The sequence below is a fragment of the Pseudomonas germanica genome, from assembly GCF_019614655.1.
GTDB lineage: Bacteria > Pseudomonadota > Gammaproteobacteria > Pseudomonadales > Pseudomonadaceae > Aquipseudomonas > Aquipseudomonas neuropathica.
In genome coordinates, this window is the sequence record NZ_CP071586.1 from 5,077,816 (window position 1) to 5,102,861 (window position 25,046).

At 56.5% G+C, this 25,046-nt stretch carries 21 protein-coding genes; 4 read left to right on the plus strand and 17 right to left on the minus strand.

What is annotated here, in order from left to right; all coding sequences use genetic code 11:
• The first annotated feature begins 62 nt into the window (after positions 1–62).
• The gene (locus J0G10_RS22450) at positions 63–962 is read left to right on the plus strand and encodes a bile acid:sodium symporter family protein (protein WP_220556730.1); all 900 of its coding nucleotides are present in this window, start codon (positions 63–65) and stop codon (positions 960–962) included.
• Positions 963–1,061: 99 nt separating this feature from the next.
• Here the strand turns inward: J0G10_RS22450 and J0G10_RS22455 are convergent, their stop codons facing one another.
• The 11 genes from J0G10_RS22455 to J0G10_RS22505 all read right to left on the minus strand — a co-directional run bounded on the left by J0G10_RS22455 (position 1,062) and on the right by J0G10_RS22505 (position 12,036).
• Complete coding sequence (locus J0G10_RS22455; protein WP_220556731.1) at positions 1,062–2,549, minus strand: aldehyde dehydrogenase family protein; 1,488 nt, start codon at positions 2,547–2,549, stop codon at positions 1,062–1,064.
• The gene (locus tag J0G10_RS22460) at positions 2,542–3,507 is read right to left on the minus strand and encodes an NTP transferase domain-containing protein (RefSeq protein ID WP_220556732.1); all 966 of its coding nucleotides are present in this window, start codon (positions 3,505–3,507) and stop codon (positions 2,542–2,544) included. Before J0G10_RS22460 ends, J0G10_RS22455 begins: the two co-directional genes overlap by 8 nt.
• Before the next feature lie 27 nt (positions 3,508–3,534).
• On the minus strand, positions 3,535–5,043 hold the full coding sequence (locus tag J0G10_RS22465) for an aldehyde dehydrogenase family protein (protein ID WP_220556733.1): 1,509 nt from the start codon (positions 5,041–5,043) through the stop codon (positions 3,535–3,537).
• Positions 5,030–6,097, minus strand: a complete 1,068-nt coding sequence (locus tag J0G10_RS22470) for an aminoglycoside phosphotransferase family protein (RefSeq protein ID WP_220556734.1) — start codon at positions 6,095–6,097, stop codon at positions 5,030–5,032. Before J0G10_RS22470 ends, J0G10_RS22465 begins: the two co-directional genes overlap by 14 nt.
• Before the next feature lie 5 nt (positions 6,098–6,102).
• The gene (locus tag J0G10_RS22475) at positions 6,103–6,447 is read right to left on the minus strand and encodes a cupin domain-containing protein (protein ID WP_220556735.1); all 345 of its coding nucleotides are present in this window, start codon (positions 6,445–6,447) and stop codon (positions 6,103–6,105) included.
• 24 nt (positions 6,448–6,471) lie between these two features.
• Positions 6,472–6,840, minus strand: coding sequence for a cupin domain-containing protein (locus J0G10_RS22480; RefSeq protein WP_220556736.1), 369 nt, complete (start codon positions 6,838–6,840; stop codon positions 6,472–6,474).
• Complete coding sequence (locus tag J0G10_RS22485; protein WP_220556737.1) at positions 6,833–8,116, minus strand: nucleotide disphospho-sugar-binding domain-containing protein; 1,284 nt, start codon at positions 8,114–8,116, stop codon at positions 6,833–6,835. Before J0G10_RS22485 ends, J0G10_RS22480 begins: the two co-directional genes overlap by 8 nt.
• Before the next feature lie 33 nt (positions 8,117–8,149).
• Entirely contained in the window at positions 8,150–9,226 is a 1,077-nt protein-coding gene (locus tag J0G10_RS22490; protein WP_220556738.1) for an ABC transporter ATP-binding protein, read from the minus strand.
• A complete protein-coding gene (locus J0G10_RS22495; protein ID WP_220556739.1) occupies positions 9,219–10,025 on the minus strand; it encodes an ABC transporter permease in 807 nt (268 codons plus the stop codon). Before J0G10_RS22495 ends, J0G10_RS22490 begins: the two co-directional genes overlap by 8 nt.
• A complete protein-coding gene (locus tag J0G10_RS22500) occupies positions 10,022–10,882 on the minus strand; it encodes an ABC transporter permease (RefSeq protein ID WP_220556740.1) in 861 nt (286 codons plus the stop codon). The genes J0G10_RS22495 and J0G10_RS22500 overlap by 4 nt, the downstream gene beginning before the upstream one ends.
• Before the next feature lie 98 nt (positions 10,883–10,980).
• Entirely contained in the window at positions 10,981–12,036 is a 1,056-nt protein-coding gene (locus J0G10_RS22505; RefSeq protein WP_220556741.1) for a polyamine ABC transporter substrate-binding protein, read from the minus strand.
• Between the two features lie 195 nt (positions 12,037–12,231).
• Between J0G10_RS22505 and J0G10_RS22510 the strand changes: the two genes are divergently transcribed.
• Positions 12,232–13,164 carry a GntR family transcriptional regulator gene (locus tag J0G10_RS22510; RefSeq protein ID WP_220556742.1) on the plus strand — a complete coding sequence of 311 codons (933 nt, stop codon included), beginning with the start codon at positions 12,232–12,234 and terminating at the stop codon, positions 13,162–13,164.
• A gap of 97 nt (positions 13,165–13,261) precedes the next feature.
• Positions 13,262–14,548, plus strand: a complete 1,287-nt coding sequence (locus J0G10_RS22515; protein WP_220556743.1) for a nucleotide disphospho-sugar-binding domain-containing protein — start codon at positions 13,262–13,264, stop codon at positions 14,546–14,548.
• On the opposite strand, the gene J0G10_RS22520 is transcribed toward J0G10_RS22515, so the two are convergent.
• From J0G10_RS22520 to J0G10_RS22540, 5 genes are all read right to left on the minus strand, one after another.
• Positions 14,545–14,904: a cupin domain-containing protein gene (locus J0G10_RS22520; RefSeq protein ID WP_220556744.1), complete on the minus strand. Its 360-nt coding sequence runs from the start codon at positions 14,902–14,904 to the stop codon at positions 14,545–14,547. The genes J0G10_RS22515 and J0G10_RS22520 overlap by 4 nt on opposite strands.
• Before the next feature lie 18 nt (positions 14,905–14,922).
• A complete protein-coding gene (locus J0G10_RS22525; RefSeq protein ID WP_220556745.1) occupies positions 14,923–16,320 on the minus strand; it encodes an NAD(P)/FAD-dependent oxidoreductase in 1,398 nt (465 codons plus the stop codon).
• 178 nt (positions 16,321–16,498) lie between these two features.
• Positions 16,499–18,106, minus strand: a complete 1,608-nt coding sequence (locus tag J0G10_RS22530; protein ID WP_220556746.1) for a gamma-glutamyltransferase family protein — start codon at positions 18,104–18,106, stop codon at positions 16,499–16,501.
• A gap of 65 nt (positions 18,107–18,171) precedes the next feature.
• Positions 18,172–19,419: a serine hydrolase domain-containing protein gene (locus J0G10_RS22535; RefSeq protein ID WP_220556747.1), complete on the minus strand. Its 1,248-nt coding sequence runs from the start codon at positions 19,417–19,419 to the stop codon at positions 18,172–18,174.
• Between the two features lie 194 nt (positions 19,420–19,613).
• The gene (locus J0G10_RS22540) at positions 19,614–20,717 is read right to left on the minus strand and encodes a polyamine ABC transporter substrate-binding protein (protein WP_220556748.1); all 1,104 of its coding nucleotides are present in this window, start codon (positions 20,715–20,717) and stop codon (positions 19,614–19,616) included.
• A 419-nt stretch (positions 20,718–21,136) separates the two neighbouring features.
• Here J0G10_RS22540 and J0G10_RS22545 point away from each other — a divergent pair, with 419 nt between their 5' ends.
• Positions 21,137–21,733, plus strand: a complete 597-nt coding sequence (locus tag J0G10_RS22545; RefSeq protein WP_220556749.1) for a TetR/AcrR family transcriptional regulator — start codon at positions 21,137–21,139, stop codon at positions 21,731–21,733.
• Between the two features lie 98 nt (positions 21,734–21,831).
• Here J0G10_RS22545 and J0G10_RS22550 read toward each other — a convergent pair whose 3' ends face one another.
• On the minus strand, positions 21,832–24,744 hold the full coding sequence (locus J0G10_RS22550; RefSeq protein WP_220556750.1) for an aminotransferase: 2,913 nt from the start codon (positions 24,742–24,744) through the stop codon (positions 21,832–21,834).
• Positions 24,745–25,046 lie beyond the last annotated feature (302 nt).

Here is a 25,046-nt window from a genome sequence, read left to right on the forward strand (position 1 = left end):
ATTAAACACGGCCTTGTTGACGCAAACTTTTAGTGAGTGTCCTTCCTGCGAGTACAACAATAATGACCGCAACCCCCTTGCTATCCGCGTTTCTCCCTATAGCCCTTGGAATCATCATGCTGGGCTTAGGCCTGTCGCTGACCCCATCGGATTTCGCCCGTGTGGTGAAGTACCCAAAACCGGTGTTGATTGGTTTGTCCTGCCAGTTGCTCCTGCTGCCTTTTCTTTGCTTTCTCATCGCCAAGGGTTTCAACCTGGCGCCTGCCCTTGCCGTCGGCTTGATGTTGCTGGCGGCCTCTCCCGGCGGAACCTCCGCCAACCTCTACAGCCATCTTGCACACGGTGACGTGGCCTTGAACGTCACCCTCACTGCAGTCAACTCGGTGATAGCGATTCTCACCATGCCGTTTCTGGTCAATATGTCACTGCTGTATTTCATGGAGGCCGACCAGGCCATTCCTCTGCAATTTGCCAAAGTGCTGCAAGTTTTTGCCATCGTACTGGTGCCGGTTGCTCTGGGCATGCTTATAAACAAACTGGCACCGCGCTTCGCCGCACGCATGGAGCGCCCGATGAAAATCGCCTCCGCACTGTTTCTCGTCGGCACTGTTATCTTGGTGCTTATCAAGGATTGGAAAACCTTCCTGGATTACGCTCCGGTCGTCGGGTTGGCGGCCCTGGTGTTCAACCTGCTCAGTCTCGGCATCGGCTATTGGGTTCCGCGCTTACTCCAAGTACCCCAGCGTCAAGCCGTGGCCATAGGCATGGAAATCGGTATTCACAACGGCACCTTGGCCATTGCCCTGGCGCTTAGCCCGAGCCTGCTGAACAACTCGACAATGGCCATTCCTGCCGCCATTTATAGCTTCATCATGTTTTTCACTGCCGCAGGATTTGGTTGGTGGGTCAACATAGCCTATGGCAAGGAACTCATCCTGAAGAAAGACGAAGCGACTCGCTAAAAAGCGATGAACCTTACGACGATGGGGCATCAGTAAGGGTCATCTAGCGTGTTTCGGTCCCGATACCTTCATCGGGTCCACGAGCTACATCCGAATCCATTAACCAGCAGAGTCCAGATACCAGCCCCAGCGTCCGCCGTCGTATCGAGTGATCTGCTTGGTTTCAAGATAATTGTTGTACCCCCACTCACCCAGCTCGCGCCCAATACCGCTCTGCTTGTAACCGCCCCAGGGAGCCTCGACAAAGGTCGGTTGCGAGCAGTTGACCCAGACGATCCCTGCGCGAAAGCGTCGAGCGACCCGTTCACAGCGTGGAATATCACGCGACATGACTGCCGCTGCCAGGCCGAACGGCGAGTCATTCGCCAGACGAATCGCCTCGGCCTCGGTGTCGAACGTACGCAGGCACACCACCGGGCCGAAAATCTCCTCGCGCCAAATCGAACTCTGTTCCGGTACATCGGCGAAAATGGCCGGGGTGAAGTAGTAACCCTTCTCCAGGTGGGCCGGACGCGTGCCCCCCGAAACCAATCGCGCGCCCTCTTGCTGACCCGCCGCAACAGCTTCGAGTACTTTATCCAGCTGTCCTTGACTGACCAGCGGCCCGAGCTTCACACCTTCAGTAAAACCTTGGCCAATCTGGATTTCCTCAGTCACAGCTATCAAGCGTTCCAGGAGCGCTGGGTATAACGCACGCTCCACCAATACACGCGAGGTGGCCGAACAGACCTGGCCCTGGTTCCAAAATATCCCGAACAGAATCCATTCCACGGCCGCGTCGAGGTCACTGTCAGCGAAGATTACGAAGGGCGATTTACCGCCCAGCTCCAGGCTAATATTTTTGATCTCGGCCGCTGCCGCTTGCATGATCTTGCGCCCGGTCGGGACGCTGCCAGTGAAGGCGATCTTGTCCACGTCCGGGTGTTCGGCCAGCGGTGCGCCAGCCTCACGTCCCAGTCCTGTGACAACATTCAATACCCCTGCAGGCAAGCCTGCCTGATCGGCAATGCGCGCTAGCTCAAGGGCTGTCAGCGGTGTGAGCTCCGAGGGCTTTAGCACAACGGTGCAACCAGCCGCCAGTGCCGGAGCGACCTTCCACGATGCCATCAGCATTGGAAAATTCCACGGAATGATTGCCGCGACCACACCCACCGGCTCTTTGATAACCGACGAGTCGAAGCGCCCATCAGACAGGCTGATCGCCTGTTCGTGATGCAGGGCAGAACTTTCAGCGAGCCCTGCATAGAAGTCGAAGCATCCAGCCGTGTCAGCGATGTCCCACAGCGCTTCCGGAAGCGGCTTGCCATTGTCGCGAACTTCGATGGCGGCCAATGCATCCTGACGCGTCCGGATACCGTCAGCGATTCGCCGAAGGACTTGTGCTCGCTGCGCGCCTGTCCAGCGCGGCCAATCACCTTCGTCGAAGGCCTTGCGTGCGGCACAAACAGCCAGGTCGATATCTTCCGACGTAGCGGCGGCGACCTGCGCCAGAATGGATTCATCGCTCGGATCAATTGTCTCGAAAACTCCACCCTGTACCGGCACGATCCACTCGCCGCCGATGTACAACCGTTGGTAATCACCCATAGCACACTCCTTCATTCTGCGGCTGCTCCAGCCGAATATTTTCCAGGCGCCTGAACGCGTCGACCCGCACCCCGCTACCCACGCTCACTCCCGGTCCAAACACCACACAAGGTTCGATGCATACGTCCTTGGCCAGTTGCGTATCGGCACTGAAGAACACCGTATCTGCCGCCATCAGGCTGACGCCCGACTGCATGAACGCCAGGCGTCGACGCTGCTGAAAAAGCTGTTCTGCAGCATGCAACTGCTCGCGATCATTAACCCCGAGCACATCGTCCTCAGCCACCTCCACCGCCGTCACTTGCAGCCCGACGCTGTTGGCCACGGCCACGGCGTCGGTGAGGTAGTACTCGCCTTGCGCATTTTGATTGCCGATGCGTTCCAGCAACCAGAGACAGGTGTCGGCACGCAAGCCCATGACACCGCCATTGCAGAAGCCGACTTCCAACTCTTGCGGGCTGGCGTCCTTGGCTTCGCGGATCGCCAGCAAACACCCCTCTTCCACCAGCAGTCGTCCATAAGGCCCGGGACTTTCAGTGTGAAACCCGGCAACGGCAACCGCCGCACCGTCGATCAGTGCCTGACGTAGCTGCAACAACGTTTGCGGACTGATCAACGGTGAATCGCCAAACAGCACCAACACGCAACCTTGTTCATGGGACTGCAACGCGGCGCGAGCGGCGAACAAGGCGTGCGCCGTGCCTAACTGTTCATGTTGGATAAACGCCCGCGTAGACGGCGCTACCTGCTTCAAATAATCGGCAACCGCACGATTGCCTGCACCCAACACCACGGCACATTGATCGATATCTGCGGCCTCGACCGCGGCCAGTACATGACCGAGCAACGGCCGGTTACCCACCAGGTGCATGACTTTCGGCAGCAGCGAACGCATACGAGTGCCCAGCCCGGCTGCCAGAATCACCGCAAGGGTTGGCCAGGAAATGTCGTCGTTCATCACAACCCTCCTGAGTGCAGCAGGGACTTAAGCCTGCTCTTGATAGAACATGTCGTCAGCATACGGATACCACCAGCTCTGAATCTTTGGCTGGTGATCAATGATGACCATTTTCGAACGCCGGAACGCTTCAAGGCCCTGCCGCCCGAGTTCACGTCCCAGGCCCGACATTTTCCAGCCACCAAACGGCAGCGCATCGTTGTCGATCAGTGGGTTGTTGACCCAGACCATCCCGGCTTCGAGACGCTCGGCAGCTTCCATCGCCTCGGCAAGGTCGGTGGAAAACAGCGACGCGCCAAGACCGAACGGCGAGTCATTGGCCAATCGTACCGCTTCGTCGAAATCGCTAACACGGCAGATCGCCGCGACGGGGCCAAAACACTCTTCCTGAAGAATCGCCATGTCACCCGTCACACCGGTGAGGATGGTTGGCTCATAGAACCAGCCCACACTGTGCTGCGGCGGAACCCGTCCGCCACACACCAGTGTCGCGCCCTTGGCCAAGGCGTCGTCGACCAGACGCATGACCTTGTTGCGTGCAACCTCACTGACCAGCGGCCCGATTTCCGTATGCTCCAGACCATGACCGATGCGCAAGGCGCGAGTACGTTGGGCGAACTTCTCGACGAACTCATCGTGGATCTCATCGACCACGTAAAAGCGTTCTGCCGAGGTGCAAATCTGCCCGCTCAGGTGGAAGGCAGCAGTCACTGCGCCTGCAGCCGCGACGTCTAGCGGTGCATGCCTGGAGATGATCAGCGGATCGCTGCCACCGGCCTCGATGACGCATGGTTTCATCTGCCCTGCACACGCCACCGCCACCGCCTTACCCGCCGCGACGCTGCCGGTAAATGCAACGGCGTGAGTCCCGGTCGACTTCACCAGCAGCTGTGCAGTCACCGCGTCGCCCGGCACGCAAGACACCAGGCCCGGTAACATTGAGGTGAAATGCTCCATGAACTTGAGCGTGCAAAGGGTTGTAGCTTCGGCCGGTTTGACGATACAGGCGTTACCCGCCGCCAGCGATGCTGCGACCGTCCAGCACATCAATAGGATCGGAAAATTGAACGGCATGATGTGCACGCTGACGCCATACGGCTCATAACGTACATGCTGGAACGAGCCGATCTGCGTAGTACCGGCGACCTTGCCCGCGTCGTCCCGGGCCATTTCCGCGTAATAGCGAAAGATCGGCGCGCAGTTCGCCAATTCGCCCATGGCCTCAGGAAACGGCTTGCCCATTTCCAGAGTCATCAACCGCGCGACTTCGCGATTGCAGGCGACGTCCTGCTCGATTGCGTTGGCCAACTGATGTAAGCGCACCGCCCGGCTTTTCGCGTCGACCAGTCGCCACTGTTTTTGCGCCGTGGTGGCGGCATCCACGGCGGCTTGCACGTCGGCTTCGCCGCACAGGCCGACCAGCCCCACAGATTGTAACGTCGCCGGGTCAAGCACTTCGCGGTCACGGACATTCGTAAGGGGCAGGTACTCGGGACTGATGAAACGCAGGGCAGTATCAGTATTAAACGTGGCCATGGGATGATCCTTGAACCAATCGATAGGGGGTTTCGCACAACATCGCCAAGGTCGCGGGAGGAAGATCCTCGCGCCACCCCGGTACGTGACGGTTGAACCAATCGCGCAGCGGAGCATAGGCCTCAGCGTCCAGCGCACGAACAAACAAACCCAGGGTGCGCGGCAAATGCGCCAGGTAACCGTGTTTGCCATCGCGGCCCGCCAGGCGTACAAAAATGCCCAGCACCTTGGCGTGACGCTGGGCGGCCAGCCGTCGGTAGTCCTTCAGAAAACGCGGAGCATTGAGCTCCGGACGTTGCGTCAGGTAGTACGTCAACAGCGCCATGCGCAAGGCTTCGGGCACGTCGCGGCGAGCGTCTTCAAGCAGCGACATCAAGTCGTAGGCCGCTGAACCGGTCAGTGCGTCCTGAAAATCCAGCAGTCCACAGGCGGCAACGCCTTTGCGGCCGTCGAGCAACATCAGGTTGTCGACGTGAAAGTCGCGTAAAACTAAAGCTTCGCGACGTAACGCGACGTCACCACAAGCCTCGGCGAACAGCGTCAAAAACGAATCACGCAGATCGAGCGCCGCGTCCTTGCCAATCAGCAGCGGGATGTACCAGTCGATCAGCAGCGCGCACTCTTCGCTCAGTTGCCGGGAATCATATGGCGCCATTTCGGCCAACGGCGGCGCGCGATGCAACGCCACCAACGCATCGACGGCCAAGTGATACAGCAGCGATTCGGGATGCCCGGCCGCGAGTAACCGGGTATAGGTGTCCTGACCGAAATCCTCGATCAGTGCCAATCCCGCCCCTTCATCGACCTGCACAACGGCTGGCGCGGAAAGCCCCAGCCCGTACAAGTGACGGGCAATCTGTACAAACGGACCGATCGGTTCGCTGTCCGGGGGCGAATCCATCAACAAGAGTCCCACACCGCTCAAGCGAAAATAGCGTCGGGTCGAGGCATCCACCGGCAACGCCACCAGCTGCGCACCGGCGAAACCAGCACCTGCCAGAAAGGCTGTGCGTTGATCCTCTCGAGTTGGCGATAACGCACGTGTTTCAGTCATGGCTCTCACCGGATCATGTAAACCTTTTTCACCGTCTCATGGACGGTGCATTCGCCTTTCCAATCCTTGCGAAAAAAGGCCGCCGTGTCGGGTTTGATCTCAATCACTTCTCCGGACTCGTGGACGTACGTGCAGCGGCCTTCGAGGAAATGGCAAAACTCATCGCTGGTGACGTGGCAAAACCATTTACCCGGGGTGCAGATCCACACACCGCACTCGGATTGGCCTTCGGGGCCTTTGTGCAGCACCACGCCAGAGACACGGGATTCGCCTTCGAGCATGGTCGGGATCACGCCCCAATCCTTGACGTCAGTAATGCTCAGCGGGTCGTACAAAAACGGGGTAGTCATTATTGCTCTCCAAAAAAGTCAGGTTCAGGTCAGCATATAAACGTTGCGCAGGGTTTCCCGAACATGGCATTCGCCGGTCCAGCCGGCCGGGAACAACACCAGGGTGTTGGGGCGAACTTCGATCACTTCACCATCGTCGTTGCGGTAAGTGGCATTGCCTGCGATGAAATGGCACAGCTCGTCACGCGGGATAGACAGCCGCCAGCGACCGGGCGTGCAGACCCATAGGCCGGTTTCTGGACTGTTATTCGGACCTTTGAACAACAGTCGTCCGCTGGAGTGCGAGGCACCTTCGACGGCGTCGCTTTGCACGCCCCAGTCCACCAAATCGGTACGGCTGCTGACAGCTAAGAGGTACGGCGTCATACCCGCCGTGGTGCTTTGCTCAGGCATTGTTTAGCACCTTGTCGAGAATAGTGGCCGCGTCCGCCGGACCTTTGCGCGATTGCATCTGCGCGCTGGTGCGCAGAAGACGTTGGCGCATTGCCTCGTCGTTGAGACACGCCGCGAGCTTTTCCGCGAGCTGTGCTTCGCTCCATTCGTAGCGATCTAGCTTGAACCCGTGACCGCTTTCTTCGGCGCGCATGGCGTTGTCGTGACCGTCCCAGACGTAGGCCATGACAATTGCCGGCTTGCCGAAAAACAAGCACTCGGTAAAGCTGTTGTTGCCGCCGTGGTGGATCACCGCATCGACCTGGGCAATCACCGAAGGCTGTGGGAACCAATTGGAGATCAGCACGTTGTCCGGCAGGTCCGGGTATTCATCGACATGCTCCCCCACATTGAACAGTGCGCGGTAAGGCAGCTTGCCAACGGCGGTGATCAGACGCTGGAGTAGATCGACATCGCCCGATCCTAGGCTACCGAAACTGACGTAGAGCAACGGTTTGTCATTGTTGGCGCGAAACTCGGGGATCTCGAAGGGCGTATCCTGACGCACACACCCTTGCAAATAGTGGAAGCGCTCGGCCGGCAATGGATGACGACGCTCGAACTTGACTGCGTCCGGGTACAGCAACAGGTTCATGTAAGGCGAAGCTTCGAAGAACGTGCCAAGCGGATACGGCTGCTCGCCATGGGTTTGCAGGAATTGGTTGAAGTCTTCGTGTATCGGCCGGATAACTTCCTCAAAGCGCTGGCGAAACCGCGCGTGACCGGCTTTGTCGTGAATGCTCATGCCTGACAGATGCGGCGGAATATCCGGGTCTTCGATTTCATTTTCCGAACACGAGATGATCCGCACCCACGGTTTGCCATATTGTTTGATCGCTGGAAACAGGATCACGTTGTCGACGCAAATCAGATCGGGTTGAACCCTTTCCAGCACTGCTGGCAATTCCTTTTGCGCCCATTTCGCGGTGTCGACAATGGCAGCCCAGCACTCCTTAACGTAGTTGTCGATTTGATCCAGCGGGGATTTTCGAAAATTCGGGATATGGCTATTGATGAAGTCGACCCAGTAACGAGCCATTTCTTCTGCCGGCATGGGTGCCGACATGTTGACCACGTGTTCTTCGAAACCGTAACCGGCGTATACACCAGTCATGCCAGGGTCGGTGAGAAATACGGCCTTGTGGCCGAGGGCCTCACACGCCTGGGCAATACCGACTGAGTTAAGTGCCGGGCCATAGGTGGCTTCCGGAAAAAAGGCGATCACTTTCTGTTTCATCGAGCGGCACTCCTGCCTGGTCCTTTTAATTGTTCAACGCGTCAAAACACGGGCGTGGCGAGCCTGCCAGCCGAGCCGGACGCTCATACCGATAGCAAAATGAGCAAAATCGAATTGCGAGGACGGTACCCGGACAATCAACGCTTTCTCGCTGAGCGCCGTCTGCACATGCACGTTGGTGTCGAGGCCGTGATAGGCGATTTCGACGATGATGCCGGTGACCTGATTGCCACAATCGTCCTCCTCCGCCAGCACCTGTAAACGCTCCGGACGCACGACGACGGCGACCTTCTGATCTGGAACCAGTGGCGCGTCGGTCTCGACAGCCAGCTCCTGACCATTGACGCGGACCGTGTGCTGACCTGAACGCACGCCTTCAAACAGATTGCTGACGCCGATGAAGTTGGCGACAAAACGGCTGTTGGGGTTTTCGTAGAGTTCGGTGGGGCTGCCGCATTGACAGACCTTGCCGCCATCGAGCACCGCCATACGGTCCGACATCACCAGCGCTTCTTCCTGGTCGTGGGTGACGATGATGAAGGTGATGCCGCTCTCGAGTTGCAGGCGCTTGAGTTCGAGCTGCATCTTTTCCCGGAGTTTTTTGTCGAGTGCACCCAACGGCTCATCGAGCAGCAACACCCGCGGACGCTTGACCAGCGCCCGCGCCAGCGCAACACGTTGGCGCTGGCCACCGGAGAGCTGATCGGGCTTGCGCTCGGCCAGCTCACCGAGCTGCGCGGTGCTCAACACTTCATCGACCCGAAGACGGATCTCCGCCTCGGGCAAGCGCTCCATTTCCAGCCCGTAGGCGATGTTCTTGCGCACGGTCATGTTGGGAAACAGCGCATAGGACTGGAACATCAGGTTCAACGGACGCTTGTTGGCCGGCAGCGGCGAGATGTCTTTGCCATCCAGGTAAATGCAGCCGGCGCTGGGTGTTTCGAAGCCGGCGAGCATGCGCAACAGCGTGGTCTTGCCGCAGCCGGACGGCCCCAGCAGCGCAAAGAACTCGTTCTCGCGGATGTTCAGCGACACCTCGTCAACCACCGGTGCGTTGCCATAGGACTTGCTGACCTTGTCCAGGATCAGTACCGCAGATGAATTATTCATAGGTGTGAGGAGCCTTGTTGAGACGCTGCGAAGCCAGCAGCGCAGTGATGCTGACCAGCATCACCAGCGTCGCCAGGGCATTGATTTCCGGAGTGACGCCAAAACGGATCATGGCGTAGATCTGCATCGGCAACGTCGTGGACGCCTGGCCGGAACCGGAGTTGAAAAACGCAATGATGAATTCGTCCACCGACAAGGTGAACGAGAGCAAACCACCCGCCAGCACGCCGGGGAAAATCGCCGGCAGCAGGACTCGACGAAACGTGGTGAACGCGCTCGCCCCCAGGTCGATCGAGGCCTCGAGAATCGAGTAGTCGAAGTGCTTGAGCCGCGTGCGCACCACCGCGCAGACGAAGGCGATGTTGAACACGGCGTGGCTGATGATGATCGAGTGCAGGCCCAACGCGACCTTGAGCAGGTTGAAGAAACTCAGCAGCGCAATTGCCAGGACGATGTCGGGGATGATCATCGGTGCCATCAGCAACGTGTCCACCACCTGCCCCTTGTCATTGCCCTTGCGGCGCAACTCGATGCCCAGCGCCAGGAACGTACCTAGCACGCAGGCAATGAAGGTCGCCGCCAGCGCCACGATCAGGGTGTTAAGGGCCGCCGACAGGATCGCCGAGTTGTGGGCCAGCGCCACGTACCATTTCAACGACACGCCGCCCCAGGCGGTCGGCAGGCCGGACTTGTTGAACGACAGCAGGATCAGCACCAGGATCGGCACATACAGGAAGGCGTACACCAGCCACAGGTGCGTATTGAGGGCGGTGCCGCTTATGGAACGAGGCTGACTCATGCCCGGCCCCCTTCTGCACGGCGGGCCACCAGGGCCTGGACGAACAACAGGATCAGCATGATCGCGATCAGGAAGAAACTCAGTGCCGCGCCGAACGGCCAGTCCCGCGCGGTGAGAAACTGCGAATAGATCAGGTTGCCGACCATCTGCACCTGCTTGCCGCCCAACAGGTCGGCGGTGATGAAGTTGCCGATGCTCAGGACGAAGACAAACACCGCGCCGGCCGCGACACCGGGCACGCTCAGCGGCAGGATGATGCGGCGGAAGGTCATCCAGCCCGAGGCCCCGAGGTCTTTCGACGCGTCCCACAGTTCGTTGTTGATGCGCGACAGCGAGGAGAAAATCGCCAGGATCACAAACGGGATGTAGTTGTAGACCAGCCCCAGCACCACTGACGCTTCGGTGTACAGCAGGTTGATCGGATCGCCGCTGTAGCCGAACAGCTGCAGCATGCGGTTGATCAGGCCTTCGCGGTTGAGCAGGACGATCCAGGCGTAGGTGCGGATCAGGTAGTTGCTCCAGAACGGCAGCATCACCAGAAACAGGAACACCGCCTGATGACGTCGAGGCGCACGGGCAATGGCGTAGGCGGCCGGGTAGCCGATCAGCACCGCGAACAGCGTCGCCAGCCCGGCGATTTTCGCCGACTTGAGCAAAATACCGAGGTACAGCGGATCGAACGCGCGCTGGTAGTTTTCCCAGGTGAACAGCCAGTCGATCCCGCCGTAGGCGCCGCGCTCGACGAAGCTGTAGACCAGCACCAGCACGCACGGCACCACCAGAAAGATCAGCAACCAGCCAAAGCCGGGCGCAAGAAGCCAGGCCGACAGCCGCCTGTCAGCATGCAAAGCACTCATTACCCATATCCTCCCGCCCCGGAACGGAGGCGGCTTGCGAGCGTGGCGAGGCATGCAGGGCATGCCTCGTGATCAATGCGGCCTACGTGATGTGAGGCTCAGTTCTGCGCCGCCATGATTTCGGTGACAGCCCGGGTGTAGGCTTTTTGCGTGATGCCGCCCAGATCGCGCAACTGCTCCATCTTCAACAGCTCGCTCGGGGCGATCGTGAGGTTGGGATATTGCTTGAGCAGGTCAGCGGACAAACCGGCCATTGCAGCCTGGTTGGGGATTTTGTAGAGGATGTTTTCCGCGACCCAGACGTGGTTTTCCTTGGCGAGCATGAAGTTGATGAACTGCAACGCCTGCTCCTGGTGCTTGGAGCTCTTGAGCACGACCATGGTGTCGACCCACAGGTCGGAACCTTCCTTGGGCACCACGAACTTGATCGCCGCATTGGCCTGGGTGCCGTAGTTACACCAGCCATCCCAGGCGTGCGCCATCAGCGATTCGCCGGAAGCGAGCTTGGAGTAGAAGGTGGTGTCGTCGAAGGCGAGGATGCGTTTCTTGGTGGCGATCAACTGGTCGCGGACGGCGGCGATCTGCTTGGGATCGCTGTCGTTGACCGACCAGCCCTTGGCCAGGAACCCGGCGCCGAGCATCCAGCGGTCGGTGGCGAGCATCGTCACCTTGCCCTTGAGCGCATCGCTCGGGTTGAGCAATTCGTTCCAGCTCACCGGTGCCGGCGTGACCTTGTCGGAGCGGTAGCAGATCCCGGTCGTGCCCCAGGTGTACGGCACCGAGAAATGGTTGCCCGGGTCATATTCCAGCTGGGTCGCTTCGGGGTAGAGGTTTTTCAGGTTGGGAACTTTGACCGGATCGATATCCGCCAGCAGCCCCTGCTTGTGCAGGACTTCGGCGAACGGAGAAGAGACGAACACCACGTCATAGCCTTCACCGCCAGATGCCATGAGCTTGCCCATGATCTCTTCGTTGGTCGCATGCAACGCCTTGTCGACGTCAACGCCGCTGGCCGCTTTGAACTTGTCCAGCGCATCCGGGGCCATGTAGCCGTCCCAGATCGAAATCACCATGTCTTTTGCACTTGCAGCCTGCGAAGCAATCGCCAGGGAAACGCTCAATCCCAGACACATAAGGCCTTTCAGCTTTCTCATAATACTCACCCGACGATTGATTATTTTTGTGTTCGAAGGCAGTACGGCAAAAGAGAAACGGTTCCGTATGTTTTTTTTTAGAAATTAGGACCAGCAAGAAGGAATGTCAACGCTTATTTTCATGCCTGACGGTTTAGCAGTGAATGGCTTAAGATGGGCGCCAGAGTCCAAAGCGAACAAAACGAGACAAGACGCTTGAGCACAGCACCCGAGAAAAAACCTCGCACCAATCACCTGGAGCTCGCCCGGCGGATTCTGGAGCACACTCAGGAAACCGGGCTAAAGGCCGGCGATCCGGTCGCCGAGCAAGCGCTGTCGCGCACGTTCCAAGTTTCACGCACGCTGATTCGTGGCGCGCTGAAAGTGCTGCTGGAACAAAACCTGCTGAGCCACGAGACTGGTAAAGGTTATCGACTGCTGGCAGCACCACCCGGCCAGGCTTTCAACGCCGCACTGCCACAGGCCGAGGAAGAAGAACTAGCGACTTCGATACTGCGCGACCGCATGGCCGGACGCCTTGGGGACAGCATCAGCATCAGCGAACTGATGCGTCGTTACGACGTCGGCCGGCCCGCAGCGCAGAAAGCCCTGCTGCAACTCAGCGAAAGCCAGGCGATAGAGCGCGGCCCCGGCCAATCCTGGCTGTTTCGTCCTTCGTTAAACAGCATCGCCGCCCTGGAAGAAAGCCTCAAGTTCCGCCTGATCCTGGAACCGGAAGCCTTGCTCAGCCCGCACTTCAATGCCGACCCGCAACGCTTGGCACTGCTGCGGAGCGCCATGCAAACATTGCTTTCAAGCCCGGTTGAACACTTCGACATTCAGCAATTTCGCGAGTTGGACATCAGCCTTCATGAACTGATAGGCCAGAGCTGCGGCAATCGATTTATCGGCGACGCCTTGCTCCAACATCAGAGCCTTCGGCGCCTGCCGAATCTGCTGCCGACCGTCAGCGTGCACCGCCTGCAAGAGGCACTACGCGAGCACCTGCAAGTCATTGCCCACATCGAACGCGGACAGCTGGAGATCGCCGCCGACCTGCTGCGTCTGCACCTACGCCTTAGCGCCGCCCAGCGCCCACAAACCGCTAACCGCGGGATCCCGCAGGGCCAACTGCTTGGGCGCCGCTAAAATGGATCGACAAACAAGATGATTTTTTTCATAAAATAAGACAGCATCCAATCATCTCAGGCACGGTGGGCTTTACCCGCCATGGACTTTCTTCGCCATGTACACACAAAAACTGATCGCCTTGTTTCCGGAAGCCAGTTTCGGCGCGGCCTTGAACTGCATTGGAATCGCCCAATCACTGCGTGAGCTGGGAGCCAAGCCGGTATTCATCTGCCACGAATATTTTCAAGGACTCTTCGCCGAATACGGCTTTGACGAATATCCGATTCCGCAGGCCAGTCCACTGTCGGCAGCGGAGCACCAGCATTATTGGGAGCGCTTCATCGAGCGCAATATTCCTTACTTCGACCAGACGCCATTTGCGCAGATCGACAGCTATGTGGCACCAGCCTGGGAAGCCATTATCGATACTGCTATCGAAGCCGAAAAACCGCTGCGACAGTTACTCGACCGCCTTAAACCGGACGTCATCGTCCTCGACAACGTGGTCATGTTCCCCGCCATCACCAACGCTGGATGCCCGTGGGTGCGGATGGTTTCGTGCGCTGAAACCGAATTGCCGGATGCCGCCGTACCGCCGTACTTGTCAGGCTGCCTGGCTGGCGACAAAGAGGCCCGCGAACGCTTTGCCGAGCATTACCGCAAAGCCGTCGCACCGGCCCATGCACGCTTTTCGCAGTTTCTCGCGAACAACGGCACCGCGCCCTGCCCAACCGGCCAGTTCCTCATCGACTCACCGTGGCTCAACCTGCTACTGTCGCCAACGCCGGTGCGCTATGAACGCCAGTCGCCGCTGGATCCTCAGCGCTATGTATACCTCGACGGTTGTGTACGTCGCGAGGCGCCTTACATCGTTCCCGACTTCCCACGGCACAACGACGCGCCTCTGATCTACGTCAGTTTCGGCAGCCTCGGAGCCGCCGACACCGACATGATGAAGCGCCTGATCGGTACCATCGAACATCTGCCCTATCGCTTCCTCATCAATGTTGGCGCCTATCGGGACATGTACACCACCGTCCCGGACAACGTGTACCTGGACAGCTGGTTTCCACAGCCGGCCGTGCTCAAGGAATGTCAGTTGTTCATCCACCACGGCGGCAACAACAGTTTCTGCGAAGCGCTGTACTTCGGCTTGCCGTCATTGATCATTCCTTACTGCTGGGACGGCCACGACAACGCCGCACGCGCCGAGGAAGTCGGTGTCGGTCGCTACTTGCCGCGCTTTGCCGAACCACTGCCCGCACTACCCGCCGCCCTCGAACAGCTGCTGAGCGATCAATCGATGAAACAGCGCCTCAAAACGTTCAGCGAAAACATGCAGGCGACTCGCGGCACTGACATTTCCGCACGAGCGATCATGGCGCTGCCCTCCCTTACTTAGCCTTCCAGGACCACGAACACCTTCCGGACCGGTGTCAGGTTCTCCCAAGTTCCCTTGAACCCAGCGGCAACCACGAACGTGGCGCCGGCATTGAAGTCCTGGCTGACGCCGTTGCTGTCAGTCAGACGAACGCTTCCTTCGAGCAAGTGACAGAGCTCGTCAAAGTCACATTCACAGCGCTCCAGGTGCTCGGGGGCCTCCCAGATACCGGCGGCGGCCTTTTTCTGCGGGTCTGCAAAATGCTCCCAGATCCGGCTGCGATACGGGATGTCGACCAGGTCCGGATCGCTGGTTTCCGACTCAACAAACGGTAAGTCCGGGTTAGCGAAATCGATAACGCATTCGGGTTTATTCATTACTATGCTCACTCCTACTTAAGAATCAAAACCGATGCCTAGCGCATCGAAGCCTTTGAGCAACCAGTCGCGGTGCCCAGTGATGTCTTCACGGGCCAACGAGCGCTGCGCCAGCGACACGCCCACGTAGCGCAAGGGCTCGGGTGGAAACGGGAAAGGAGCCGTTGAGGTCATTGCCAGCTTTGTGCGCTCGGTTGATTTGCCCTCGAGCAGATCAAGCATGGTCAATGCCGCGAAACGACTGGCGGACACGCCCTGCCCGGTGAACCCCTGGGCATAAGCAACGCGCCCATTAGACGATGTTCCGCAGAAGAAGGTGGTGCGCGCGGAGGTGTCGATGATGCCGCCCCAGGCATGGCTGAACGTGATATCAGCCAACGCCGGGAAAGTCGCTTGAAATTGCCGAGCCAATGCCGCGAAACTTTCCGGACGTTGCGTCAACGCCTCATCCCGTCGGCTTGCGAAGTGATAGATAGCGTCGTAACCGCCCCAGAGAATGCGGTTGTCCTCGGTTTTGCGCAGGTAATGAAACTGGTTACCACAGTCGGCGATACCGTAGCGCCCGCTCCAACCGATGGCGCGCAACTGAGCATCGTCGAGAGGGCGGGTCGCCAGGGCGTAGTCAAAAACGGGAATAACCTTGGACCTCAGCGATCCCAACAATGGCGGCGCGATGTTAGTGGCGAGCGCAACTTTTGCTGCTTTGACTGCGCCCAGACCGGTTTCCAGCACCTGATGAAGACCGTCTTGGCGTAAGGCGGTCACTGGCGAATGCTCGAACAACTGCACACCTTGCGCAAGGCATACGCGTCGCAGTTCCGAGACCATCTTGACCGGGTTCAGCAAGGCATAATTGGGCTCGAACATACCTGCAACATAGGCCGGCGAATCGAGGAGTGACTTCAGCCTCTCACCATCCAGATATTCGCAAGAAATACCAAAACGCTCGTAGTTACGCTTCATCGACCTTAGCCCTTCAACCTGCCAGGGCTGACTGGCGACAGTCAATTTTCCGGAGCGCTCAAATTCTACGTCCATGCCGAAACGCCGAAGATCCCTTTCAAATTCCACAAGGTTCTCTTTACCCAGTCGCACCAATTGCTCTGCTTCCTTGGGCCAGCGTTTCAGCGCATTGGAAACACCGTGGGAAATACTCGGAGCACAGAATCCGCCATTGCGTCCGCTCGCCTCGCTACCGCAGCGGCCGGCCTCAAGCACCACGATAGCTGCTTCAGGCCTGCGTTGACGGGCCATCAACGCAGTCCACAACCCGACAAACCCGCCACCCACAATCGCAATATCACACTTCACTTCGCCCGTGAGCCGTGGTGCGGCGGTCGCAGGTATTTTTGTTTCCTGCCAGACAGGATGAGGCTGAGCGTTAGCCAGCGACCGATTCGTCGTGTGAAATGTCATACGTTTTTACTCCGAAACTCATAGGCTGACGCTAAGGCAATGACCGGTACTTCCACAGACGGAACGATGCAATAAACCTCTTCGGAAACGGCGCTCCGACCGCCTTAATTAGGAGCCCATTTACCCCGATGGCTTACCGGATCACATTAAGATTCTGCCCGATGATAAATGCCGACCTTCAGTAAATAGCTATGTGCGAATCAGCTCGAGGCTCTGTGCCTCCACAAAGAACACCGCTTCGTGGATCACGCAAGATGATTTGACCACGTCCGTAATCGGTCAGGTCGCAAGCCACTTCTACCTCATGGCCACGGCTCGCCAATGAACACGCGAGATCACGTGGTACAGTTTGCTCTATACCAACCTTCATTTGGCCCAACCATTGCCAACGCGGAGCATCCAAAGCAGCCTGAGGATTGAGACCGAAGTCCACGAGGTTCATAACCATCTGCACATGACCCTGCGGCTGCATATACCCCCCCATTACTCCAAAGGGGCCGAGCGCCTCTCCGTTTTTGGTCAGAAATCCTGGAATAATGGTGTGGAACGTTTTTTTACCCGGAACCAGGGCGTTGGCGTGATCAACATCGAGGCTAAATTCCGCGCCACGATTTTGTAGAGCAATACCACTGTCAGGCAGAACAACCCCAGAGCCAAAACCGTGGTAGTTGCTCTGAATAAACGAGACCATATTACCCTCGCCGTCGGCGGTGGCGAGATACACCGTGCCACTGGCATGCGGATCCCCCTGCAATGGCGGGAGAGCTCGGTGACCGATCTGCGCTCGACGCCGATCAAGGTAGTCGGAACTCAACAGCTTCTCCATCGTGACGCGCATATGCTTGGGGTCAGTGATGTAGTGAAAGCCATCGCTGTAGGCAAGCTTCATTGCTTCCAGCTGGTGGTGCCAAGTAGTTTGACAATCACGCTGACAAAATTCGAAGCCCTCTAGAATCTTAAGCGCCATCAACGCAATAAGGCCTTGACCACTTGGTGGAATTTCCCACACATCAACCCCTCGATAGTTGACGCTGATCGGCTCTACCCACTCGGCGCGGTAGTTATGTAGATCGCTCGCACGAAGGTAACCACCGGTGTCCACAGAGTGCGCTGCCAGGCGGGCAGCCAGGGAGCCACGGTAAAAGCTTTCGCACTGCGTTGTCGCCAGCTCGGCAAGCGTTCGAGCCTGGGCGGGGTTATGAAACATCTCACCAGCCTCGGGTGAACGCCCATCAATCAAGAAAGTGCTGAACCAGTTTTCCAAAACAGGCTGACGATGCTGAATAATTTCCTGCAGGGCGAGTCGCCATTGATAAGCGACTAATGGTGACACCGGGAAACCGTCTCTAGCCAAATGAATAGCAGGCTGTAACAGTTCGGCAAAAGGCAGCCGGCCGAAACGACGGGATAGTTCTGCCCAAGCAGATGGGCACCCCGGCACCGTTACAGGCTCCCAGCCGTATTGCGGCATGGTGGAGTGAGCACTGGCCAGAACATCTATGCTAAGCACCGCCGGTGCATGACCACTGCCATCGAGCCCATAGAGCTGATTCTTGACCCATACCAATGCGAAAGCATCGCCCCCCAGACCGCAACCGGTGGGTTCAACCACCGTCAATGCCGCAGCGGTTGCAATAGCTGCATCGATAGCATTCCCGCCTCTGCGCAACATTTCGATCCCTGCCTGCGCTGCCTGTGGTTGCGAGGCTGCAACCATTCCATTCCGGGCGAACACACACTGCCGTTGTGAGGAATAGGGATACTCGTGAGCAGAAAATTTCATCATGTAAGCTCGCAGAAATTGGAAGACAGAAACCTCAGTGCCCGGAAAGCCAGCCCATCACCTTGGGCTCAACTCAGCACATCAGCCAACGTCTGAAGCATCACTACAGTGTCTGTACTCAGCGGTGTCTCAGCGGTAGGCGAGGATGATTGCTTCACAATGACGATATTGCTCAGTCGATTTATATATATTATCTGTCCATGTATACCTACAGCCATGATCGACTGGCCTGAGTACACGTACCATTGACTCCGATAAGAAGCCCCCGGCGTCCATGAAGAATATTCTTCATTGCGAGCATAATGTTCGGGATCAGCCCCCTCAAATAGGCGGTCCACAGCGGCAGATGAAACGAGTTGCTTCCCTTTCCATTCGCCTTTCTGCGAAACCATCAATGCAAATCGGGCCATGTCCCGGAGCGTCGCATTAAAACCGCCGCCCGAACACACTCTACCCTGAGCGTCATTGACGAAATACGCATCCCGCTCACAGCCCAATTGCGACCAAATTTCCTCTACATGCGCCGCGATGGACCGACCGCTGGCGCGCTCGACAACCCACGCTAGCACCTCGGTGCAGGGTGTAATGTAGTCAAAACACACACCATGCTCACCTTTCTTTTCCAACTTTTTAAGATAGTCACAAATATTATCCGAATGATCACTACCTTCTGGCCGAGACCAGAGACCGCTAGCGTAAGCATACTGGGCCGTAATATTGTTCGGATCTTCATAGCTCTCGTGGTAGTTCACCCCGACAACCATATTCATAACCTGACGAATTGTGGCGTCGCCAAACGCACTGGCCGCAAGCTCCGGAACATACTCCCCCACCGTCAATAGCTCATCCAGAACTTTGCTTGCAACAAAATCCTCTGCCAACAAACCGACAATCGACTTGGTCACGGAGAACATAATATGCCGATCGGCGGGCAGAAAATTATCAAAATATGCTTCGTACAAACACGCCCCATTTTTCAGGACAATGAAGCCATCGGTAAACGTTGCTGCCAAGTGCTCTTTCACTGTGACTGTGCTGCCGCTTTTACTTTTAAAAACAACTCCAGACAGATCTTGCAACGTGTTAATTAACGGGCTGATGGAACCGCCCCCTCTGGAAACCGTTGTACTTCGCGTCAACTTCTCGAGATGTTTGAAGCCCCAGCGATTATTTGGCGGCGCCATAAAATTTTGATGAGTGACAAGCTTATCCAAGGTGGGAGGAAATCCATTCATTACGTCCCAACGATCAGCATGCAGCGCGCGAGCGCGCTTTGCTTCCAAGTAAGCATGAGTGACAGCCTTGTTTTCAGACATGTAAATTCCCTTTTCGCGCATTTTAATGGAAGGCGCGATTCTCAAATTAGACGGATAAAAATCCAATACAACCGAACTCTTGACTAGAAATCGTACCTATAGTATTTAATGCGCCCGACAACCTTGAAGCACAGAGCCGAGCGACGTTCAACACCTCGTATGACCGATAGAACAAGGAGCCGGGTGCACGGTAATCACTGACCGGATTTCACAGTGTTCCAATAACGAGTTTTCATGCGCTCCACACTGAACGCTTGAACGTTCTGAAAAAATAACTTCTCCCGCTTTGGCTCAGGAATGAAGAGTGCTTCATCCGCTAGCCTGGCGGGATCAATCATTCCACTGGAGGCTGGGTTAGCGTTGGGATAACCGATTACATTAGAGATCTGAGCAATGATGTCTGGGCGCTGTATATAGTCAATAAACTTATAGGCCTCCTCGATATTTTTCGCCCCTTTCGGAATAACCATATCGTCCGACCACGCCAATGCTCCTTCGTCAGGCATGATCAATCCGATTTGGACCTTACTGCCGTTCGACTGAGCAAGATCTCTCGCCATTGCCACCCCACCGGAATAACCAACTACGACGCAAATATCGCCATTGGCGAGGTCCTGCAACCAGCGAGCAGAGTGAAAATACGTAATGTTAGGTCTCGCCTGCATTAACAGGTCACGGGCCTTTTCCAAACTCGGCTGATCAGTGGCGTTTGGGTCGAGGCCCAGATAGCGCAAGGCTATGGAAAAAACTTCGGATGGCGCATCAATGAATGCTACACCGCAATCCTTGACCTTGCTTGCGTACTGGGGATCAAAGACAAGCGACCAGGAATTCGGGATTGGCCCCCCTTTAAAGGCAGCTTGTACTTTATCTTTATTGTAGCCAATCAACGTAGTACCCCACAGGTATGGCACGGCATGTGCGTTACCCGGGTCAGTCTTGGCCAGATTTTTGAGGAACTCCGGATCGAGATTTTTCCAGTTGGATAATTTCGAATGATCAATCTCAAGTATCGCCCCGGCCTTGACAAGCGTCGGTACCCGGTCATGGGAAGGGAATGCAAGATCGTACCCTGAGTTTCCTGTAAGGAGTTTAGCTTCGAGCGTCTCTGCTGTGTCAAAAACGTCATATTGGACACTGATACCGGTTTCTTTCTCGAAACTCGAAACCACTGACTTTGGCAAGTACTCAGTCCAGTTGTATACCGCCAACTTACTTCCAGCGGCATAGCTATGCTGCGCAACGCAGATCCCAATAGTAAATGATAACGCAGGAAGATATTTCATTATTTTTTTCATCTGACGCGCCCATGTTGAGTGGTTTCGTTACGGCAGAAATAATTGTTAAACATGCTTCGGCGTCTTGTGCACCGATTGTAGTCCTGCTGCAAGGCAGCCCAGGTGCGAGCTGGTGCCGACGCCGCCCGCCGTAGCATCCCAAGAGCGCTGTTGCTACGGCAGCACAAATTTGACACCACTCTATATTTAGAGTCAACTCTAATTTTATGTCATTAAAACACGTTTAGAATCAATAAATTACCGTCTGACTAGGTTGTTTTTTGGATACTCGCCTAAAAATATCTTATGAATGCTGAAGGCTGATCGCGGTTGCGCTGCGGGCTTACTGCGTCTCCTGAACGGTACAATTCACGCGTTTCAGCGGACCTGTTAGAATTGGGCGGCTGCTTGTCTCACATTGATATAACTGGAAGGCATTTATGGCTGGACTTAGAGAACTGCATAAAGAAAGTCGTCGGAAGGCAATATGCTCGTCGGCACTTAAATTATTTGCAGTCCATGGCTATGCGGGAACAACAGTGGGCGCCATAGCCGCCGATGCGAAAGTCTCACCAGCTACAGTATTTAACTACTTCAAAACCAAAAGCGATATTTTACTTGAGGTCATTGATGCCGCAGACCAGCAAGCATTTGTACAAATCGGAAATAAAAAGGCGCTTTGGGACGACCCAGTAACGGCTCTAGTCGAAGTAGACAGACTGATAGCTCTCTATGAGTGCGAGGTTCTGCCAGTAAACGTATGGCGAGAGGTGCTACCTGCATGGAGCATTTCACCCCCGCTACAGTTAACAAAACTCAACGAAAAAATCATTAGCCTGATTATTGAAGTTCTAGTCTCGCTAAAGGAAAAAAATCTAATAAACCAAGGCACTGATGTCGTCTTTGTCGCTGGCGTTCTTAATTCATACGCCATCTCCAGATTCCGCTCGGAGGTTCAGTCTGGTGATTTTTGCATTGACACTCGTGTGGCGCACATGACCGCCGTAGTGAAACTGGTAATTCACGGTATCCGGTGATGAAGGTTCGTGATATCGACTGATCAAGAATCCGCAACAAATGGCACAAAATGAAGGTGAGCAAAAGCCCCCTTCATTTTACCATGTCAGAACTCAGATCAGAGTTCTTCCTCTAAAACCCTGGTTAGCATGTCGACAAAAAAATCCACACTCGAACGGTTGGTAATCATCGGCGGTTTAATCTTGAGGATGTTTGAATGATCGCCAGTCGGCTGCATAAATATGCCTAGTTCGCGCAAGCGATCGCACAGCGCCGCAGTCTCCTCTGTAGCCGGCTCTAGGGTTTCGCGGTTACGGATCAATTCGAGCCCCAAATAGAAGCCCAAACCGTGCACTGCCCCCACCAATGGAAAACGATCAATCAATGCTTCAAGGCGGGCCTTAAAATACCCCCCCGTAACCCGAGCATTCTCGATCAGCTTTTCTTCTTTCATCACGTCCAGCACGGTGATCCCAACTCGGCAACTGACCGGACTACCGCCCGCCGAGGAGAAAAAATCACCTTGTGTTTCTAGCGCGTCAGCGATTTCTCGGCGAGTGATTACTGCGCCCAATGGGTGACCATTGCCCATTCCCTTGGCCATTGTGATGATATCCGGCACAACGCCCTGCTCTTCGAAGCCCCAGAAGGAATCCCCCCTTCGCCCATAGCCCACTTGCACCTCATCAGCGATGCACAGACCGCCTTGCTGGCGCACTTTTTCATAGACCTGGGCCAAATAGCCAGGCGGCAGGGAAATGCCACCGGCGTTGCCATAGACCGGCTCGCAGATGAATCCTGCCAATTGACGTTTCTGAGCAGCAATATCGGCCAACTTGTCTTCTACGCAACGAACGTAATCCGGTGTACTTTCAGGGCCACGGAATTTGCCACGGAAGGTGTTCGGTGCGGCAACTGGATGCACCCAGTCTGGCCGGCTATTAATAGCCTTGGGGTTGTCGGCGATTGAGGTCGACACAGCATCAGCGGCCACCGACCAGCCGTGATATGCCTCCAGCAGACTTACCACATCGCGTCCACCGCTGTAGGCCCAAGCCAGCCGAATCGCCAGATCGACGGCCTCCGTACCGCTATTGACCAAGAACACCCGATCCATCGAATCCGGAGCCAACGCCAAAAGCCGTTCGGAGAACTCAGTAATCGCAGCGTAGTGGAAGCGCGAGTTGGTATTTAGCAGCGACAACTGGCGACTGACTTCGGCAGTCATTCGTGGATGGCCGTGCCCCAGAACAGCAACGTTGTTAACCATATCCAGGTAGGAACGACCCTGCATATCGATCAGGTGATTGCGCCATCCGCGCTCGATTTGCGGCGGATCGGCGTAGTAGCACTTTTGCATGCGAGCAGAGCTGGCGTCGCGGCGAACCAGCATGTCTTGCGGGTTCACTGCTTCTTCGGGATCACAAACCAAGCGCAGCATTCGCGCCGGCGAAGGGCAAATAGCCTGCCAGGCAGAAGCCCGGGAGGGCGTACAAAATAACGGTGGGGTGGTCTGTGCAACCCGGCACATTTGCACTGTCAGGCCAGCGACCACCTCACCCAGCGGCCGGCCTTTGACCAGCTCGGCACCCAGTGGTTGCAGAGGCTTGACTCCCCAAAGGCGCAAGCTTAACTGCCCACTGCTCAGGTAAAGGACTCCGTCGAAGCCAATGTCCAGCACCCCAGTAAACGGCGCTTCGACGGCAGTACCCAGCGGCACCTGGAGTTGCAAGTGCAACGGACAGGTTGCCGGCTCGACCTCGCTGTCTGGACGCGTGCGAGACAATCGGTACTGGCCATAGCGACTGGCAGCCAAACCATGAATCGCAGCCGTCTCGACCAACAGACGCTCATCTATTCCCTCTTGCTCCCAATTACCCGCCTCAAAGTGAGGACTCAGCACACCGAGATCAACGATCGCGAACGCCTTGTTTGCCAGATCAGGCAGCAGGGGCGCGAAGTCTTCGCTGGCAATAGCGGGCAACGACTCTCCGACGGCAGTGAGAATGGCCGCCTCCATCAGCTCAAAGGACACGGAGGTGGCAACGCGGAAGATTTCCAGTTCTGTCTCAAGACTATCGCGACTGTACTGGTTAGCCGGATCGACGCTGATCTGCTGTTTAGTGCTGAGCAAGAGTACCGCCGCGCGAGCAACGATCAACGGCCAGAGCGCTAAAAGCTCTGCGTGGCTAAGCGGGTTGACGGCATGAAATGCCCTAATCGCGGGCAGAATATAGAAAGGATCGCCTTTGGCATGATGCAGCAAAGAGGCGCAAGTGACTGACAGGTCAGTTACGCGCCAACTATGCACCACATCACCAAAATCGATGACCCCTTGTACCTGCCAAAGCCGGTGGGCATCGCGCTGCCAAACCACATTGTCATCCGTAATATCCGAATGGATCGCCTGCATAGGAAGAGCTTCGATCAACGGCTGTAAGCGCCGGTCGGCCTCTTGCGCGGCGTCGGCTATCCGTATGCGCAGACTTGCGTCGGCAACGATAGGAAGCAAATTGCTGATTAGCGCACTCGCGTGTCGCGGGTCCCACTGCAAGGTGCGCTCCAATCCCGGATGCTGAAACATTGCCAGGGCCAGGTTCATGTGCCCACAGAGCCGACCAAATTCGGCCACCACTTCGCTGCCAATGTGCTTGAGGTCTGCCAGCGGATGCCCTTCTATGTATTCGAGCACGCGCACATGCATTAACTGACCGGCGATATTCAAAGTCAGCAGTTCCTCGCCACCTGCGGCGGGGATCACTCTCGGTGCACGCAGGTCCGGATGCCCGGCCAAGTGCATGAGGGCCTCGTTCTGGGCTTGCAATTCCAGCTTCGCGTAATCGCCTCGACAAATTTTCAGGACATAACGCTCTTTACCTGTGTCGAGACAATAATTGAGATCCTGCTGACTGCCCAGAACATGCAAGGTACCGCTGAGGTCGTAGTAAACCTCGAGTATCTCGAGAGCTTGCTGTGTGGTCACTTGAGGATTAGGCAAACTGGCCCGGTGAATCAAGGTAGCTAACGACATGCAACAACTCCTGAGCGTTCTTATAAAGTTACCGTCCGGGCCAATACACGTTCCTAATCCGCACGCTCCAAGCGTTTGAAATTAATATCCGGCGCGGCGTTGTGGCGGCGCAGAAACCCTCGTCACCGATGTTCACCAGCGCATTAAGAATCCCCGTCTCAATGGGAGAAAATTTAAGTCGCCCTGCTCCAAATCATAATAATCAGCTGGCGCGCATGCCAATCATGGGCAGCCAAAACGGTATCTTTGAAGGACCACCCCCAAGACGCGGTCATCTCAGGAGCTCGTCTCTCCGAAACGGC